The organism is Massilia consociata, from assembly GCF_042432755.1.
GTDB lineage: Bacteria > Pseudomonadota > Gammaproteobacteria > Burkholderiales > Burkholderiaceae_D > Telluria > Telluria consociata.
In genome coordinates this window covers 645,903-661,114 of record NZ_JBHLWP010000013.1, presented here as the reverse complement: position 1 = coordinate 661,114, position 15,212 = coordinate 645,903, and the positions used below count along the sequence as shown (strand labels likewise).

Annotated in this window: 11 protein-coding genes; 4 read left to right on the top strand and 7 right to left on the bottom strand. The window is 63.6% G+C overall.

The window, feature by feature from the left end:
* Nucleotide 1: 1 nt before the first annotated feature.
* The 7 genes from ACFFJK_RS16220 to ACFFJK_RS16190 all read right to left on the bottom strand — a co-directional run bounded on the left by ACFFJK_RS16220 (nucleotide 2) and on the right by ACFFJK_RS16190 (nucleotide 7,819).
* Nucleotides 2-1,282: an FkbM family methyltransferase gene (locus ACFFJK_RS16220; protein WP_379680480.1), complete on the bottom strand. Its 1,281-nt coding sequence runs from the start codon at nucleotides 1,280-1,282 to the stop codon at nucleotides 2-4.
* Nucleotides 1,279-2,514, bottom strand: a complete 1,236-nt coding sequence (locus tag ACFFJK_RS16215; protein ID WP_379680479.1) for an ABC transporter ATP-binding protein — start codon at nucleotides 2,512-2,514, stop codon at nucleotides 1,279-1,281. Before ACFFJK_RS16215 ends, ACFFJK_RS16220 begins: the two co-directional genes overlap by 4 nt.
* Nucleotides 2,514-3,314 (bottom strand): ABC transporter permease, encoded by an 801-nt coding sequence (locus ACFFJK_RS16210; protein WP_379680477.1) that lies wholly within the window; start codon nucleotides 3,312-3,314, stop codon nucleotides 2,514-2,516. The genes ACFFJK_RS16215 and ACFFJK_RS16210 overlap by 1 nt, the downstream gene beginning before the upstream one ends.
* Nucleotides 3,315-3,542: 228 nt before the next feature.
* Nucleotides 3,543-4,295, bottom strand: coding sequence for a Crp/Fnr family transcriptional regulator (locus ACFFJK_RS16205; RefSeq protein WP_379680476.1), 753 nt, complete (start codon nucleotides 4,293-4,295; stop codon nucleotides 3,543-3,545).
* Nucleotides 4,296-4,313: 18 nt separating this feature from the next.
* Complete coding sequence (locus ACFFJK_RS16200) at nucleotides 4,314-4,640, bottom strand: VanZ family protein (protein WP_379680475.1); 327 nt, start codon at nucleotides 4,638-4,640, stop codon at nucleotides 4,314-4,316.
* Between the two features lie 45 nt (nucleotides 4,641-4,685).
* Nucleotides 4,686-5,951: a tetratricopeptide repeat protein gene (locus ACFFJK_RS16195; RefSeq protein WP_379680474.1), complete on the bottom strand. Its 1,266-nt coding sequence runs from the start codon at nucleotides 5,949-5,951 to the stop codon at nucleotides 4,686-4,688.
* The gene (locus ACFFJK_RS16190) at nucleotides 5,948-7,819 is read right to left on the bottom strand and encodes a CHASE2 domain-containing protein (protein ID WP_379680473.1); all 1,872 of its coding nucleotides are present in this window, start codon (nucleotides 7,817-7,819) and stop codon (nucleotides 5,948-5,950) included. The genes ACFFJK_RS16195 and ACFFJK_RS16190 overlap by 4 nt, the downstream gene beginning before the upstream one ends.
* Nucleotides 7,820-8,156: 337 nt before the next feature.
* Between ACFFJK_RS16190 and ACFFJK_RS16185 the strand changes: the two genes are divergently transcribed.
* The 4 genes from ACFFJK_RS16185 (at nucleotide 8,157) to ACFFJK_RS16170 (ending at nucleotide 15,212) form a co-directional block, all read left to right on the top strand.
* Nucleotides 8,157-9,476 carry a FecR family protein gene (locus tag ACFFJK_RS16185; protein WP_379680472.1) on the top strand — a complete coding sequence of 440 codons (1,320 nt, stop codon included), beginning with the start codon at nucleotides 8,157-8,159 and terminating at the stop codon, nucleotides 9,474-9,476.
* A 369-nt stretch (nucleotides 9,477-9,845) separates the two neighbouring features.
* Complete coding sequence (locus tag ACFFJK_RS16180; protein ID WP_379680471.1) at nucleotides 9,846-11,825, top strand: DUF4214 domain-containing protein; 1,980 nt, start codon at nucleotides 9,846-9,848, stop codon at nucleotides 11,823-11,825.
* A gap of 235 nt (nucleotides 11,826-12,060) precedes the next feature.
* The gene (locus ACFFJK_RS16175) at nucleotides 12,061-13,860 is read left to right on the top strand and encodes a type I secretion system permease/ATPase (RefSeq protein WP_379680469.1); all 1,800 of its coding nucleotides are present in this window, start codon (nucleotides 12,061-12,063) and stop codon (nucleotides 13,858-13,860) included.
* Nucleotides 13,860-15,212 carry an HlyD family type I secretion periplasmic adaptor subunit gene (locus tag ACFFJK_RS16170; protein WP_379680468.1) on the top strand — a complete coding sequence of 451 codons (1,353 nt, stop codon included), beginning with the start codon at nucleotides 13,860-13,862 and terminating at the stop codon, nucleotides 15,210-15,212. The genes ACFFJK_RS16175 and ACFFJK_RS16170 overlap by 1 nt, the downstream gene beginning before the upstream one ends.

Below are 15,212 nucleotides of genomic sequence, written 5' to 3'. Positions count from 1 at the left end.
TTCATTCCTTGTCCGGTTCGTAGGCGCGGCGCAGCTGCTCCAGGGCGTCGCGCGCCGATTGCGGCAGTTCACGCAGGGAATGGGGTACGGCCGGGCCAGCTGCGGCACCCTCGGCGACGGCCTGCTTGGCGGCGCTCAGGGTGCTGGCCACCAGGGCCTGCAGCCTGGGCGAGCGCATCACCACCGGCAGCACCGCGCGGCGCAGCGCCTCGCGCGAGGTCAGCCAGCGCAGGCCGCGGCGCGCGGCGCCCTTGGCCTTGCGCCGTGCAATCCCGGCCATGCTGTCCGGACCGCGCCGCGCGACGAAGCGCAGCGGGGCGGTGATGCGCCACGAGGTGCTGGCCAGCATGGCCAGCAGCCGCTGCTCCAGGTCCTTGCCCCAGGCGGCGGTGTCGTGCAGCTGGGCCGTCAGGGTCTGGGTCTGCACTTCCAGTTGCTGCGCTTGCAGTTCGCTGTCGCGCAGCTGCTGGCGCAACTGCCTGCATTGTTCCTCGAGCGCGTCGGCCTTGCGCGCCGCCTGTTCCAGCTCGGCGGCCCGTGCCCATGCCAGGGCCGAGTCGGCGCGCAGGCTGTCGATCTGCAGCCAGGCCTTGTCCAGGTGGTGCGGGATGAAATCGTCGAACACGTTCGGCTGGATGTCGAGCTGCGCCAGCAGCTCGGCGTGCTCCTCGGCCACATAGTAGCGGTTCAGGCCGTCGAACCAGGCATAGCGGTAGCCCTGGCCGAGCACCAGGTGTTCCCACGCCCCGTGGTTGGTGGCGCGGCTGTTCGGCAGCGTCGCCTCGATCACCAGCACCCAGGGGCGCCAGCGCGCGAAGTCCATCCCGCGCAGCACTTCGCCCTCGAAGCCTTCGACGTCGATCTTCAGGAAGTGGATCTCGCCGTGGACGTGCTCCTCGCACACCGAGGCCAGGGTGCGCACCGGGACGGTCAGCTCGGCGACTTCGTGCCCTTCGGCGCGATGCAGCTCGGCCACCGACTGCTCGGGCGAGGCCCAGCCGCGCACGGCCGGCACGTCGTACAGGGTCAGTTCGCCGTCGACGGCGCCGGCGGCGATCGCCAGGTTGACGTCGCGCGGGCGCTGCTCCAGGAAGGCCTGGTGGAAGGCGGGCAGCGGCTCGATGCTGATGCCGGTCCAGCCGGCGTCGTAGAAGGCCTTGGTGACCGAGTGCTCGACCGGGTCGTTGGCGCCGACGTCGATGTAGAAGCCGTTCGGGATGTGGCCGAGCGCGCGCCACAGCAGCACGTCCTCGGAATTCTGGGCGTAGGAGATGAAGCTCATGGGGATACAGTCATGCGTTGGATGTCGACGGCGGGGTCGAGCCAGGCCGAGCCCTCGAAGTGCGGGCGGCGCATGTTCATCACGGTGAATACCAGCGCCAGGTCGCGCCATTCGTAGTTGTTCACCAGGTGGGTCTCGGTGCTGACGATCGCGGTGGCGACCGAATACGTGCCGGGGCCGAGGTTCATCGGGAAGGCGAAGCGGTACACGACCTCTTCGCCGGCGGCGACGTCTTCCAGCGGCAGTTCTTTCAGGTGGGTGTTGGTGCCGTACATCGGCTGGCCAAGGCGGTCCTTGATCATGTAGCCGAGCACCATGCGCGGGATCGGCGCTTTCGTGCGCACCCGCACTTCCAGCGTCACGGCCGCGCCCACGTCCACCACCTCGACCCGTTCGCCGGATTCGTCGAGCAGGGCGATGTCGGCCACCGTCGCTTCGCCGGTGCCGGAAACGGTCTGCACCTTGCCGTCCTTCGTTTCGTTCAGGCGAACGGTTTCGTTTTCGCGTTCGGCGATCAGGGCATTGTAATAATCCATGATCTCTTCCGGCTTGCCTTCCCTGGCCAGGCGCCCGGCATCGAGCAGGATGGCGCGGTCGCACACCGACTGGATCGCCTGCTTGTCGTGCGAGACCAGCAGCAGGGTGGTGCCCTCCTGGCGGAACTGGCGGATGCGATCGAAACTTTTATGCTGGAAGTAGGCGTCGCCGACCGACAGCGCCTCGTCCACGATCAGGATGTCCGGGCGGCGCGCCGTGGCCACCGAGAACGCCACGCGCATCTGCATGCCGCTCGAGTACACGCGTACCGGCTGGTCCATGTAGTCGCCGATGTCGGCGAAGGCCTCGATCTGCGGCATCAGGGTCGTGATCTCGTCCACCGTCATGCCCAGCAGCTGGCCGGCCATATAGACGTTCTGGCGGCCGGTGAAGTCCGGGTGAAAACCCATGCCCAGTTCGAGCAGGGCGGCGACGCGGCCCTCCATCCAGACCGAGCCGGTGGTCGGCACCGTGGTGCCGGTGATCAGCTTGAGCAGGGTGCTCTTGCCCGCTCCGTTGATGCCGATCAGGCCGACGGCCTCGCCGGGCGAAACCTGGAAGTTGATATCGGTGAGCACCCACTTGAGCTTGTGGCGCGGACCGCGCTGCGGCAGCAGCCACTCGCCCAGGCGCGACCAGCGCGTCGGGTACTGTTTATAGGCCTTGCCCAGGCCGGAGACGACGATGCTGCCCATCAGAGTTCGTCCACCATTTCGCCGGCGCGCTTGCGGAACAGGCGCATGCCGAGGATGCACAGCAGCAGCGCGATCAGCGCCGCCGGGATCAGGGAAGGCCAGTCGGGCAGGCGGCCCTCGACCAGGATCGCCTGGTGGGCCTGGACCACGGGTGCCATCGGGTTGTAGACCAGGATCGGGCGCGCCGCTTCGGGCAGGATGCTGGCCGGGTAGACGATGGGCGTGAGCCAGAACCAGAACTGCATGGCGATCGTCACGAACTGGCCGACGTCGCGGAAGAAGACGTTGAGGATGCCGGTCACCATCCCCAAGCCGATGGCCAGCAGGACCTGCAGCAGCAGCACCGGGAGAATGGCGAAGAACACGGCGCCCGGGAAGTTGCCGCTCACGACAAGGAAAACGACGAACAGGCCGAAGATGATGCCGAAGTTGACCAGGGCATTGCACACGACGATGATCGGCAGGCAAATGCGCGGGAAGCTGATCTTCTTGATCAGGTTGGCCTGCTCCAGGAACATGTTCTGGCCCCGCGCGACGATCTCGGCGAACAGGCCCCATGTCAGGATGCCGGCGCACAGGTAGATCGAGTAAGCGACGCCCGAATCGTTCCCGGGCAGCTTGGCGCGCATGATCTCGGAAAAGATCACGGTGTACACGAGAATCATCGCGAGCGGGCTGAGCACCGACCAGACGGCGCCCAGCATGGCGTTCACGTATTTCGACTGGAATTCGCGCTTGACGCTGCCCAGCACGAAACCGCGGTAGGCCCACAGGCCCCGCAGCATCATTGGCGAGATCATGGCGCGGCCCGTACTGGGAGCGCACCGGTCAGGTACGTCAGGGTTGTCAACATATGGAATGGCTGAGCCGGATGAACCCGAAATTATACTTCATCCAACTACCGCACTCCGTTGTTACAGATGTAACATCTTGTCTGGAATCAACTATAAATTGTCAAAGTTTGTGAGGCGCGGCAAGGAGCGTACAAGACCCGGCCGTACGAGTGCGCTCAAGTCGGGGACCGGCAATCAGGTCCCCTGCGCCAGCCGCTGCAGCGCTTCCGGATCGAGAATGATCAAGCGGTGCGCGTCCTTCTGCACGATTCCCTGCTGCCCCAGCGTCAGCAGCGCCCGGGTCACGGTTTCGCGGCTGGTGTTGATCATGTTGGCGATGTCCTGGTGGGTCGGCAGGTTTTCCACCACGCGGCTGCCGTCCGGCCCTGGGGTCTGCTGCATCAGGGCGATATAGGTATAGATGCGGCGCGTCGTGTTGTTAATGCTGAGCAGCGCACGGAATTCGGAATCGCGCTGGATCTTCTGGGCCAGGTGGCCCAGCATCTTGCGCGCCACCGAGGGCGAGTGCGAGAACAGGTGCAGCGCGACCGCCGCCGGCAGGAAGGCGACCAGCACCTCGGTGGTCGCCACCACGGAAGCGGAGCGCGTCGAATCGTTGATGAGGGCGATCTCGCCGAAGAAGTCGCCGGCCGACAGCATGCGCAGGCCGACCGAGCGGCCGTCCTCGGTGATGTCGACCACCTGCAGGTGGCCCGACAGCAGGAACAGCAGGCCGTCGCCGCTGCCGCCCTTGTGCAGGACCACCGAGCGCTTCGGATAATGACGGAAGCGCAACTCGCCCTTGACCTTGATGAGCTCTTCGTCGGTCAGTTCGGACAGCAAGGGGATCTTGCGCAGGTGAACCTGGAGCTGGCGTTCTTGCACCTCCGGGACAGCAGCTTGCTCGGGCGGGTCGCGGTGTTGCGTCAGTTTGGCGGTAGAGCTCATCGATCCGTTCACGATTCGTCAAAAATGCCCTATTGCATAGGCAGGAAGGGCGACCGCGGCAATGCCTGCAGCGTTGGCAGCCAGGTCGCGCCAGCAGAAGCGCCGGTCGGGCACCAGGGATTGCAGGCATTCCACCAGCCAGCCGCCCACCAGCAGGCCGGCCAGCCACCATGCGGTCTCAACCCGCCCCTGGGCGACGCGCAGGGCGAGCAGCGTCAGGACGGCAAAGCCGGCGAAATGCAGGAACTTGTCGTTCGGGAGAGGGGGCAGCCAGCGGTTGGGCACCAGGCAACCCACTCCCAGTGCCGTTGCCGCGCAGGCAAACAGCAAACCATCAGATACCACCGGCAGACCTTCTCCTAATTGAACGGCAAGATTGTACAGCCGGACTCAAGGATAGTGCCACTGCCAGCTGAGTTGGAGCTGGCGATTGTTGTATTGGAAGATGCTGATGTTCTCCCGGTTGCGCACCATCCGTCCCTCGAGGATGACGGTATGGTTCTTGGCAGGTTGATAAGACAGCGCGGCGCGCAGTACCTGGGTGCGCTGGGCGCGTACCTGGTCGATCAGGAGCCCGGGCGAGTAAGGGGCGGCGCTGTCCCAGCGCTGGCGAGTCCAGGCGAGCTCGCCATTGGTGTCCCAGCCCAGCGGTTTGCGCAGCGATAGCGTCAGGTAGTTGCCATGGCGGTTGCCGCCGGGCCGGTCGCCGCGCGCGCGGTCGCTCAGCAGGCCGAGCGTGGCGCTGGCGCCCAGCGTGCCAGTCTGGTGCGACAACTGCGCGCGCGCCTCGAAGATGTCCGAATCGAAGTTGCTCAAGCTTTCGTATTCGGTATGGGTGGCGCTGCCGGTCAGGTGCAACTGGGTACGGACGGGCAGAGGCAGCGGCGGCGTCACCCGTGCCTGCAGTTGGGCCTGCTTTTGGTAGAGGCGGCCGCCCATGGTGGTGGCGCCGAACGAGCCGGTGGTGCGCACGGTCCAGGCCTTGATGCGCCAGGGCGATTCGATGCCGCCATACAATGCCCCGGTGTCGTAGGCACGCATGCGGTCGTAGCGGCGGGCCTGGAACTGCAGGAATCCCAGGCTGCCGTTGCTGCCGAGGCCGCGCATGTAGTCGCCGCCCAGCGTGGTGTAGCTGTCACGCCGGGGCAGGAAGTCTTCCAGCAGCGGCAGTACGATGTCGCCGTCCGGACCGGTAACGATGAAGGTCGAGTTGCTGGCGCCCTGGTTGACGTTGTCGTCATGGCCGCGGCCGATGTTGAGATTGAGCATACTTGCCGGCGGCAGGGGCTTGCAGCCGGTGTCGCGCGCCTCGCCGATCAGTTCGAGGATCGCGCGCGACGGCGCGAAGCGGGTCTCGACGGTGGCGAACAGACGTTCGGCCTCGTCGGCATTGCCGAGTCCGCACTGGATCAGCGCCAGGTCGATCAGGGCGCCTGCATGCTGCGGTGCATGTTCGATCAGCCGTTTCAACGTGTTCGAGGCGTCGGTCTTGCGGCCTTCGGACAGCGAATGCAGGGCTTCCTGGTAGAGCGTATCCTGCTTGGCATCGCTACCCGCCGCCGGCGCGGGCGGCGGGATCGAATCGGGGCCGGCGGCCTGGGCAAGCGCCCAGGCCGGCGCACAGGCCAGCAGCAGGGCAAGGATGCGGATGCTCATGTCTGCCGCTCCGAAGCGGCGGGCGCGGCCGGAGCGCGGGCAGCGGCGGGCGCGCCCGGATGGTGCATGCTGGTGTCGATGGTGTCCAGGGTATATAAAGGCGTTGGTTTTTCTTTTCCGCGCAGCAGGCGCTCGCCCAGGGTGACGAAGCGGTGGCGCCGCGCACGTTCGACGGCGCCGGGGCCGATGATGACGTTGTCGGGGAAATCGCGGGCAACCTGTTCGAGCCGGGCCGCCGTGTTGACGCTATCTCCGACCGCAGTATAAATGCTGCGGAACGACGTGCCAAAGTCGCCGGCCATGGCCAGGCCGCTTTCGATACCGATGCGCACACGCAGCGGCTTGTGGCCGGCCTGCTCGCGCCGCCGGCTCAGGGCGGCGACACGGCGGGTGATGTCGCGCGCGGCGTCCAGGGCCAGGTCGGCATGCTGCTCCAGCGGCAGCGGCGCTCCCCAGAAGGCCATCATGCCGTCGCCGGTATATTTGTCGAGCGTTCCCTGGCGTTCGATCACCGGGCCGGTCAGGCAATCCAGGAAATCGCGCGTCAGCTGCGCCGCCTCGGCCACCGGCAGCGCCTCGACCTGGCCGGTATAGCCCTCCATGTCGGCCACCAGGGTCGTCACGTCGCGCTGGCGCGGCCGCAGCGGATCCGGTTCCTTGCTACGCAGCAGCTCCTCGACCACGGCCGGGGCCACGTACTGGCGCAGCGTCTGCAGCAGGTGGCGCGAGCGCTGCTGCGCCTGCTGCCACTGGTAGGGCACGGCGACGGCCAGCATGAACAGGTTGGTCGCCAGCGGGCCGACCGGGGCGAAATCCGGATCGCGCGTGCTGGCGACATAGGCCAGCGCCAGCCACAGGGCCGAGCTGGCGGCAAGCAGGGCAACGCCGGCAGCGGCCGACAGGCGCGGGAACAGCAGCGTACACCCAAGCACCGAGGCGAGCGCGAACAGGCAGGCAAGCAGGCGCCCGGGCCAGGGCGCGGGCGCCTTGCCCTCGTGCCGGTCGAGCAGGGCCGACAGCACCGTCGCCTGCACGCCCAGGCCCGGGCGGCTGGCGGCCAGCGGCGTGGTGACCCGGTCGGCCATGCCGAGCGAGGATGATCCGACCACCGCCAGGCGCCCGTCGGCGCTGGACGGCACGATGCGCTGGGCCAGGATGTCGGCCGCGCTCACCACCGTATAGGCCGACCAGTCGCGGGGATAGGGTACGCGCATCAGCCCGTTGCCGTCGGCAATGCCGTCGAGCGCCAGCGGACCCTTGCCCGCACAGCAGTTGACCAGGGCAAGCGCCAGGGCCGGGTAGTGGCGGCCTTCGAATTCGGTGACCAGGGGCACCCGGCGCAGGGCGCCGTCGGGATCGGGGATGAAACCGATCGCGCCGATGTGGGGCGCCCGGGCCAGCGCCGGATAGTTGCCGACATAGCCGCTGGCGGGCACGCCGCTGCGGTAGGCCTGCGTGGCTCCGCCGAGCTGTCCATCGCGCAGCGGCTGCGGACGTTTCCCCGCGATGTCGAAGTCGAATGCCTGCGCCGGCACCACGGGGCCGTGCTGGGCCAGCAGCGCCAGGCGCGTGTCGCCGGGGCTGCCGCTGGCGGACGGCAGCACGATGTCGAGGGCAACGCCGCGCGCCGCGTACGTGGTGAGCAGGATCTCGGCCAGGTGGGCCAGGCGCTCGCGCGGCCAGGGCCATGGACCCAGTTCGGTCAAGGAGGCTTCGTCGATGTCCACCACCAGGATGCGCGGCTCCGGCGTATCCCCGGCCTGCAGGCGGAGGAAGGTATCGCGCAGGCGCTCGTTGGGCAGAAACAACAGGTCCGCATGGGCGTGGACAGCGCTTGCCTGGCCCTCGTGCAGGAACGACTGTCGCACCAGGTATCCATACTGTGACCATAAGGTCACAAGAAGGGCCAGCGCAGCAATGACCCAGCGTCCGCGGGGTCGGGCTTGTGATCTCGGTTCAGCCACGCTCGGCAGTGTACGGAGGTACTTTCAGTTAAAGAATAGCAGGAGTATAACGTACAGTTGCTGGCGCTAACGTACAGTTGCTGGCGCGCATTGTTTTCATTGAAAGACACTAGGCGAGATGATTATGAACCGGACTCGTCCTTTCCGATAGAATGTGATGCTTGTCACAGAACTGTTCGTGGCGTGCACGGTACAGTAGAAGGGAAAGGGGGCCATCTTGCGAACAATCTTATTAACTGCAGTGCTCGCCTGCGCGGCACAGGCTGTCCATGCGGCCGATGCAGGCAAGATCATCTTCGTTGCCGGCAATGCCAAGGCAGGCGAAGCCGTCGCGCGTGAAGGTGCGTCCGTGGCGGAAGGCCAGATGCTGAGCACCGGCAGCGACGGCTTCATCTACGTGAAAACCGTGGACAACGGATTGTTCATCCTGCGCCCGAACACCAGGGCGCGCATCGTCACCTATCACATCGACCAGAAGAATCCTGCCAATACCCGCATCAAGCTCGAACTGCTGAGCGGCGTGGCGCGCAGCAAGTCGGGCGAGGCGGTCAAGCTGGCGCGCCAGAACTTCCGTTTCAACACGCCGGTAGCGGCGATCGGCGTGCGCGGCACCGATTTCACCGTGTTCACCGACGACGAGACCTCGCGCGTGGCCGTGATTTCCGGCGGCGTGGTGGTCAGCGGCTTTGCCGGCGCCTGCCGTCCGGATGGCGCGGGCCCGTGCGAAGGCGAGGCCAGCCGCGAACTGAGCGCGGCCCAGCGCGGCCAGCTGCTGCAGGTGCGGCGCGGCCAGGCGGCCCCCCAGGTGCTGCCGAGCAGCCCGCTGTCGCCGGACCAGGTGTCGCCGCCGCGTGGCGACGAGCCGCTGGCCAAGACGGGTGGCGCCAGCGCCACCGCACCAGTCAGTGTCGGCGTGGAAGCCATGAAGAGCGCCGGGCTGAATACGGCGATCGAAAGGCTGGCGGGCAAGCCGGCGCCGGCGCCGAATCCGGGTCCAGTTCCGCCGGTTAGCACACCGCCTTCAACGGAAAAACCATCCACTCTGCCTGAAAGCACTGCGGAGTGGGGGCGCTGGCAGGCGGCGGCGGGTCGTCACGCGGCCATCAGCTTGTCGGAGGAGCGCAAGAAAAATGAATTGCTGGCACTGTCCGGGTATTTCGCGCTGTTCCGTTCCCCTGGGACGGAATATGTTGCGCCAAATAACGGATCGATCGGATTTTCCTTGCGCGGCAATGAAGCGTATGTCACGACAGAATACGGGTTCGGGAGTACGGTTGTAGCGCCGGCGACATTGTCGAATGGTTCTCTAAATGTTGACTTTGGCTTGCGGACCTTCAGTACTGGAATGGACGTGGCAACGGGCAGCGATGTTGTGCGTGTCACCGCCAATGGCACGGTAATGGGGGATGGGCGCCTGTATAGCAACGATGCGGAAGGCCGCTTCGGCATTCTCAATGTTCAGGGACTGCTGAGCAATGAGCGCGGCGGCAGTGCCGCGACCATTTTTGAGGGGCGGCTCGATGAAACGCGGACCGTGAACGGCGCTGCCACTTGGCGTTGAGCTGCTTACGCATCCCAGCAAACCCGGCTAGTCCGGGTTTTTTTATTTCTTTTGGATTCAGAAGTTGGGCAAGAATTCACAAAGGTGGGCAGTGGCACTTTCTAATCTTATAAGGAGTAGTAAATGCATATATCTGCCAGATCTTTGTAAATACCTATGATTTTTATTCGTAATGCGTAAAGAGCGCGAGGGATTGTATGAATTCTGTCGATTTTTAGAATAACTTTGTCGGCTTTGTGATGGCCGTCACATAAGGCCGAGCTCGCCTTCTGTCATCATGCAGTCCGTTGAGCTTACAGGCGTGCAAGAGCACTCCGCAATTTTGATTCAACATTTGATCGATCGATCTTTCTTTTTTTGGAGCAATAAATGGCAATCGTCACCGCGCACATCGCAGCTGTTCAGCAACTGTACGTCGCTTACTTCAACCGTCCGGCTGACTACGCTGGCCTGGAATACTGGACCAACGTTGTTGCAAACCAGAAGGGCTCGACCGCTCTGGTGTCGGCCGCTTTCGCTGCTGAAGCCGAATACAAGACCGAATACGCTGGCATGTCGAACGCCGACGTCGTCAACAAGATCTACCTGAACCTGTTTGGCCGTGCAGCTGAAGCCGAAGGCAAGGCATACTGGGCAGACCTGCTGGACAAGAAGCTGACCACCATCGATAAAGTCGTTGCTGAAATCGCCAAGGGCGCGCAGACCACCGACGCGGAAGCCTACGAAAACAAGGTGTCGGCCGCTACCGCCTTCACCGCAGCCCTGGACACCGCCGCCGAGCAGAAGGGCTACAGCGGCGCCGCTGCCAACGCACAAGCCAAGGCATTCATCACCAGCGTCACCACCGACGCATCGCTGGAAGCAGCAGTTGCTCCGGTCGCCCTGGCAACCACCGTCGGCAAGGTCGTTGCCGCAGGCACCCCATTCACCGTCGCTGGCGCCCTGGCTAACCTGGCAGCTGCCAACAAGGCCAAGGCTGACTTCCTGGTCACCGCCGATGGCGATGGCAAGGCCAACACCAACACCACCGATGCCAAGCTGGCTGAAGCAGTCACCACCGCAAGCACCAAAGTGCAGACCCTGCTGGGTACGCCTGCTGCTGGCGACGCTGTTGAGGCCATCTATGCAAGCGGTTCGGCTTCGGTCAAGGCTGCCCTGATCTCCGACCAGCAAGCTGCTAACGCCGAGGCCCTGGTCGAAGCGCAAGCTGCTGTCGTCACGGCAACCGGCAAAATCGCCCAGGTCGCAGGCCTGCAGTCGGCTATCGCCAACGCAACCGCTGCCAAGACCGCTGAAACCGCTGCCCTGGCAACCCAAAAGACCGCCGCTGTCGACCTGGCGTCGAAGCTGGCTGCTTACAACGCCACCAACGGCACCTCGGTGACCATGAACGTTGCGGCTGACGGCGGTGATGGTAACGGCACCGTGACTGGTCTGATCACCACCAACACTAGCGGCCAGCTGGTTCTGGCTACCGGCGTGACCGAGACGACCAATCCGGGCATCACCGCTCTGCTGAACGCTTCGATCGCCAAGGAAGCTGCTGACCTGAACGTGACCAAGGCAAGCAACCTGGTGACCGTGACCCAGAACACCGTGGACTACCTGGACACCACCGCTGCCGAAGTTGCCGAACTGGGCGCCCTGAAGGCCATGTTCGTCGAAGTGGAAGTTGCTGATGGCGCGCTGCCGACCGAAGCACAGATCGCCGAGCAACTGGCTATCTTCAAGGCCAAGGATGCTACTGCCAACAACAACGTGTACGAGGACTTCCTGGCTGCTGTGAATGCGTTCTACGACCAGCCGACCGCTGGTGAGAATCCACTGGCAGCGGCACTGGCCGATGCTAACAAGGCAGTCACGACCGCGAACGAGAACATCAAGAACTTCAACGAAGCCCTGGCCAAGCTGAAGAGCGCTGAAGCCCTGGTCACCCAAGGCGCTGCACTGGACGCCACCGTTGCCGCTGCAACTGAAGTGTTCACCTCGCGTAACTACACCATCCAGAACGTGGATGCCGTGTCGGAAATCGGTTCGTCGAACTCGGACATCTTCATGGCTGGCAAGGTCGACTCGACCATCAGCCTGTTCGGCCTGCAGGGCAATGACTCGCTGTTCATCGGTTCGGACTACACGCTGAACCGTGGCGCTCTGACCACCGGCAACAATGCGGTCCTGGAAGCGTTCGTGTCGCAAGTCGGCACCGACACCGTGATCAAACTGGAAAAGTCGGTCTTCGGTTCGAGCGCCGCAACTCCGGAAGTCGTGACCATCACCCTGGTCGGTATCGATGCAACCACGATCCAGCTGAACAACGGCATCATCACTTCGGGCGCCCCGGCTGCCTAACGATGGACTGAGCACGAAGCCCGATCAACGGGCTGATTGCTGAAGAACAAAACCCCACCTTCGTAAGAGGGTGGGGTTTTTCTTTGGATGATTCCCATATGCGACATAAAAGTTACTTTAATCGCAACAATATGTGATGTGCGTCACAAATATGAAGAGTTTTCGTTCATAATATACGTCGGATCAATTTCCTACCCGCAGCTACAGCGGGTCACCAGCAGTCAGCACCCTACACATGACGAAATTCTTAGACGAAAAAACTGAAATCGGTCGTGCGCTTCTCGCATTCAAGCGTACGTTCTGGACCATTGGTGTGTTCAGCGCCATCATCAACTTGATGATGCTGGTTCCCTCCTTGTACATGCTCCAGGTTTATGACCGGGTACTGGCGAGCCGTAATGAGATCACGCTGCTGATGTTAACGGTGCTGATGCTCGGGGCTTACCTGTTCATGGGCGGACTGGAAATCATCCGTTCCTTCGTATTGGTGCGCGTTGGAGCACGTTTCGACATGGTGCTCAACAAGCGTGTGTACACGGCATCGTTCGAACAGAACCTGAAACAGGCTGGTGGGAATGCCGGCCAAGCCCTGAATGATTTGACGAACCTGCGTCAGTTCTTGACTGGTAATGCACTATTCGCGTTCTTCGATGCTCCATGGTTCCCGATCTACCTGATCGTGATCTTCATGTTCAACCCAGCACTTGGCCTGTTTGCCTTGTGCGGCACCCTGGTTCTGATCGTACTTGCATACGTGAATGAGCGTGTAACCAAGCAGCCCTTGTCGGAAGCGAACACGATGGCGATCTCGGCCAGCACGCTGGCAACCAACAATTTACGCAACGCCGAGGTGATCGAGTCAATGGGTATGCTGCCCAACCTGATTGGTCGTTGGTTCAAGATGCACGGCAAGTTCCTGAACCTGCAAGCCGACGCCAGCCAGAAGGCCGGCACCATCGGTGCGGCCACGAAGTTCGTCCAGACTGCGCTTCAGTCGTTGGTCCTGGGTCTAGGCGCCTTGCTTGTGCTTGAAAACAAGATTACGCCAGGCATGATGATCGCCGCCTCGATCCTGGTTGGCCGTACTCTGGCGCCGGTGCAACAAGTGATCGGTGTCTGGAAGAGCTGGTCCAGCACGCGTAGCGCATACGATCGCCTGACCAAGCTGCTCGAAGCCAATCCGACCCGCCCAGCGGGCATGGCCCTACCAGCGCCCCAGGGTACCTTGACCCTGGAGGGCGTCACCGCCGCACCACCTGGCATGCGCAACCCGATTGTCAAGAATGTGACCTTCGGTATCGTGCCGGGCGACGTGCTAGGTGTGCTTGGCCCAAGTGGCTCGGGCAAATCGACCTTGGCGCGCCTGCTGGTCGGTGTATGGCCAGCCATGATGGGCAAAGTGCGACTCGACGGTGCCGATATCTACAGTTGGAACAAGGCAGAGCTGGGTCCGCACTTGGGTTATTTGCCGCAGGACATCGAACTGTTTGGCGGCACGGTCAGCGAAAACATCGCCCGTTTTGGTGAAGTAGATGCCGAGAAAGTGGTCCAGGCAGCAAAGCGTGCCGGGGTGCACGACATGATCTTGCACTTCCCGGAAGGCTATGACACCCAACTCGGTGACGGCGGTGCCGGCTTGTCTGGTGGGCAGAAACAGCGGATCGGCCTGGCGCGTGCGATGTACGGCGATCCTTCGCTCATCGTGCTCGATGAGCCGAATTCGAACCTCGACGACGCCGGCGAGCAGGCCCTGGTCGCGGCCGTGAACGATCTGCGCCAGCGCGGCAAGACGATCATCCTGATCACTCACCGTACCAGCATCATCGGCGTCACAACCAAGTTGCTTCTGATGCGCGATGGCGCGGTACACATGTTCGGCCCAACCGCGCAAGTGCTGGCGGCACTGCAGGAAGCAAACAACAAGGCGCTTCAGGCAGCTCAGGCTGCACAGGCTCAGGCAGCTGCGGCCCGGGCACAGCAGGCTGCGGCGGCCCCCGAGGGGCAGGCGCAGGTTACTAGCGGAGAGAGCAAATAATGAAGTTGTTAAAGAACGAAACGACGGAGGTCATTTCCCATGACGCCACGCCATTGGAAGTGAATACCGACGCGCGTGCCTACAGCCGCCTCGGCTGGATCATCGTCCTGCTCGGCGTGGGCGGCTTCCTGCTGTGGGCCTTGCTGGCGCCGCTCGACAAGGGCGTGCCCCTGAGCGGCACCGTGGCCAAGGAATCGAACCGCCAGGCGGTGCAGCACCAATCCGGAGGCACTGTCCAGGAAATCCTGGTGCGCAACGGCGATGTGGTCAAGGCTGGCCAGGTACTGGTGCGCATGAATGCCGTGATGGCCCAGGCCAGCGTCGAGGCCACCGAAAGCCAGTACCTGTCGGCGCTGTCAACCGAAGCGCGCCTGGCAGCCGAGCGCGACGGGCTCAAGAAGATCGTGTTCCCGGCGGAGCTGGAGCAGCGCCGCAACGAGCCGCGCGTGGCCGACCTGATCAGCCTGCAAAACTCGTTGTTCGCGTCGCGCCAGTCTTCTCTGCAGAACGAACTGGCTGTCCTGGACGAGAATATCGCCGGCCTGAAGCTGCAGATTCGCGGCCTCGAAGAGTCGCGCAACAGCAAGAAGGAGCAGGTCGGCTTCCTGAAAGAACAACTGGGTGGCATGCGCGACCTGGCCAAGGAAGGCTATGTGGCGCGCAACCGCCTGCTCGACCTGGAGCGGACCTACGCCCAGCTGGGCGGCGCGATCTCGGAAGACATCGGCAATATCGGACGCGCCCAGCGCCAGGTGACCGAGCTCACCTTGCGCAAAGCGCAGCGCACGCAGGACTACCAGAAGGAAGTGCGTACCCAGCTGTCCGAAGTGCAGCGCGAGGCGCAAAGCCAGGGCGCGCGCCTGCAGGCGCTGCGCTTCGAGCTGTCGAACGTCGAAGTCAAGGCGCCAGCCGACGGCACGGTGGTGGGCCTGGCGGTGTTTACCAATGGCGGCGTGGTGCAGCCCGGCTTCAAGATGATGGACATCGTGCCGACCGACGATCCGCTGGTGGTCGAAGGCCACCTGCCGACCAACCTGGTGGACAAGGTCCATCCGGGCCTGAAGGTCGAGCTGATGTTCTCGGCATTTAACGTCAACAAGACGCCCCATATCGAAGGCGAAGTCACCAACGTGGCGGCCGACCGCAACGTCGACGAGCGCACCGGCATGCCGTACTACGTCGTACACGTGAAGGTGACCCCGGCGGGGGCGAAGATGATTGCCGAGCACAAGATGGATATCCGCCCGGGCATGCCGGTGGAACTGTTCGTCAAGACCGGCGAGCGCACGATGATGAACTACCTGCTCAAGCCGCTCATCGACCGTGCTCAATCCTCGATGAGCGAGGACTGA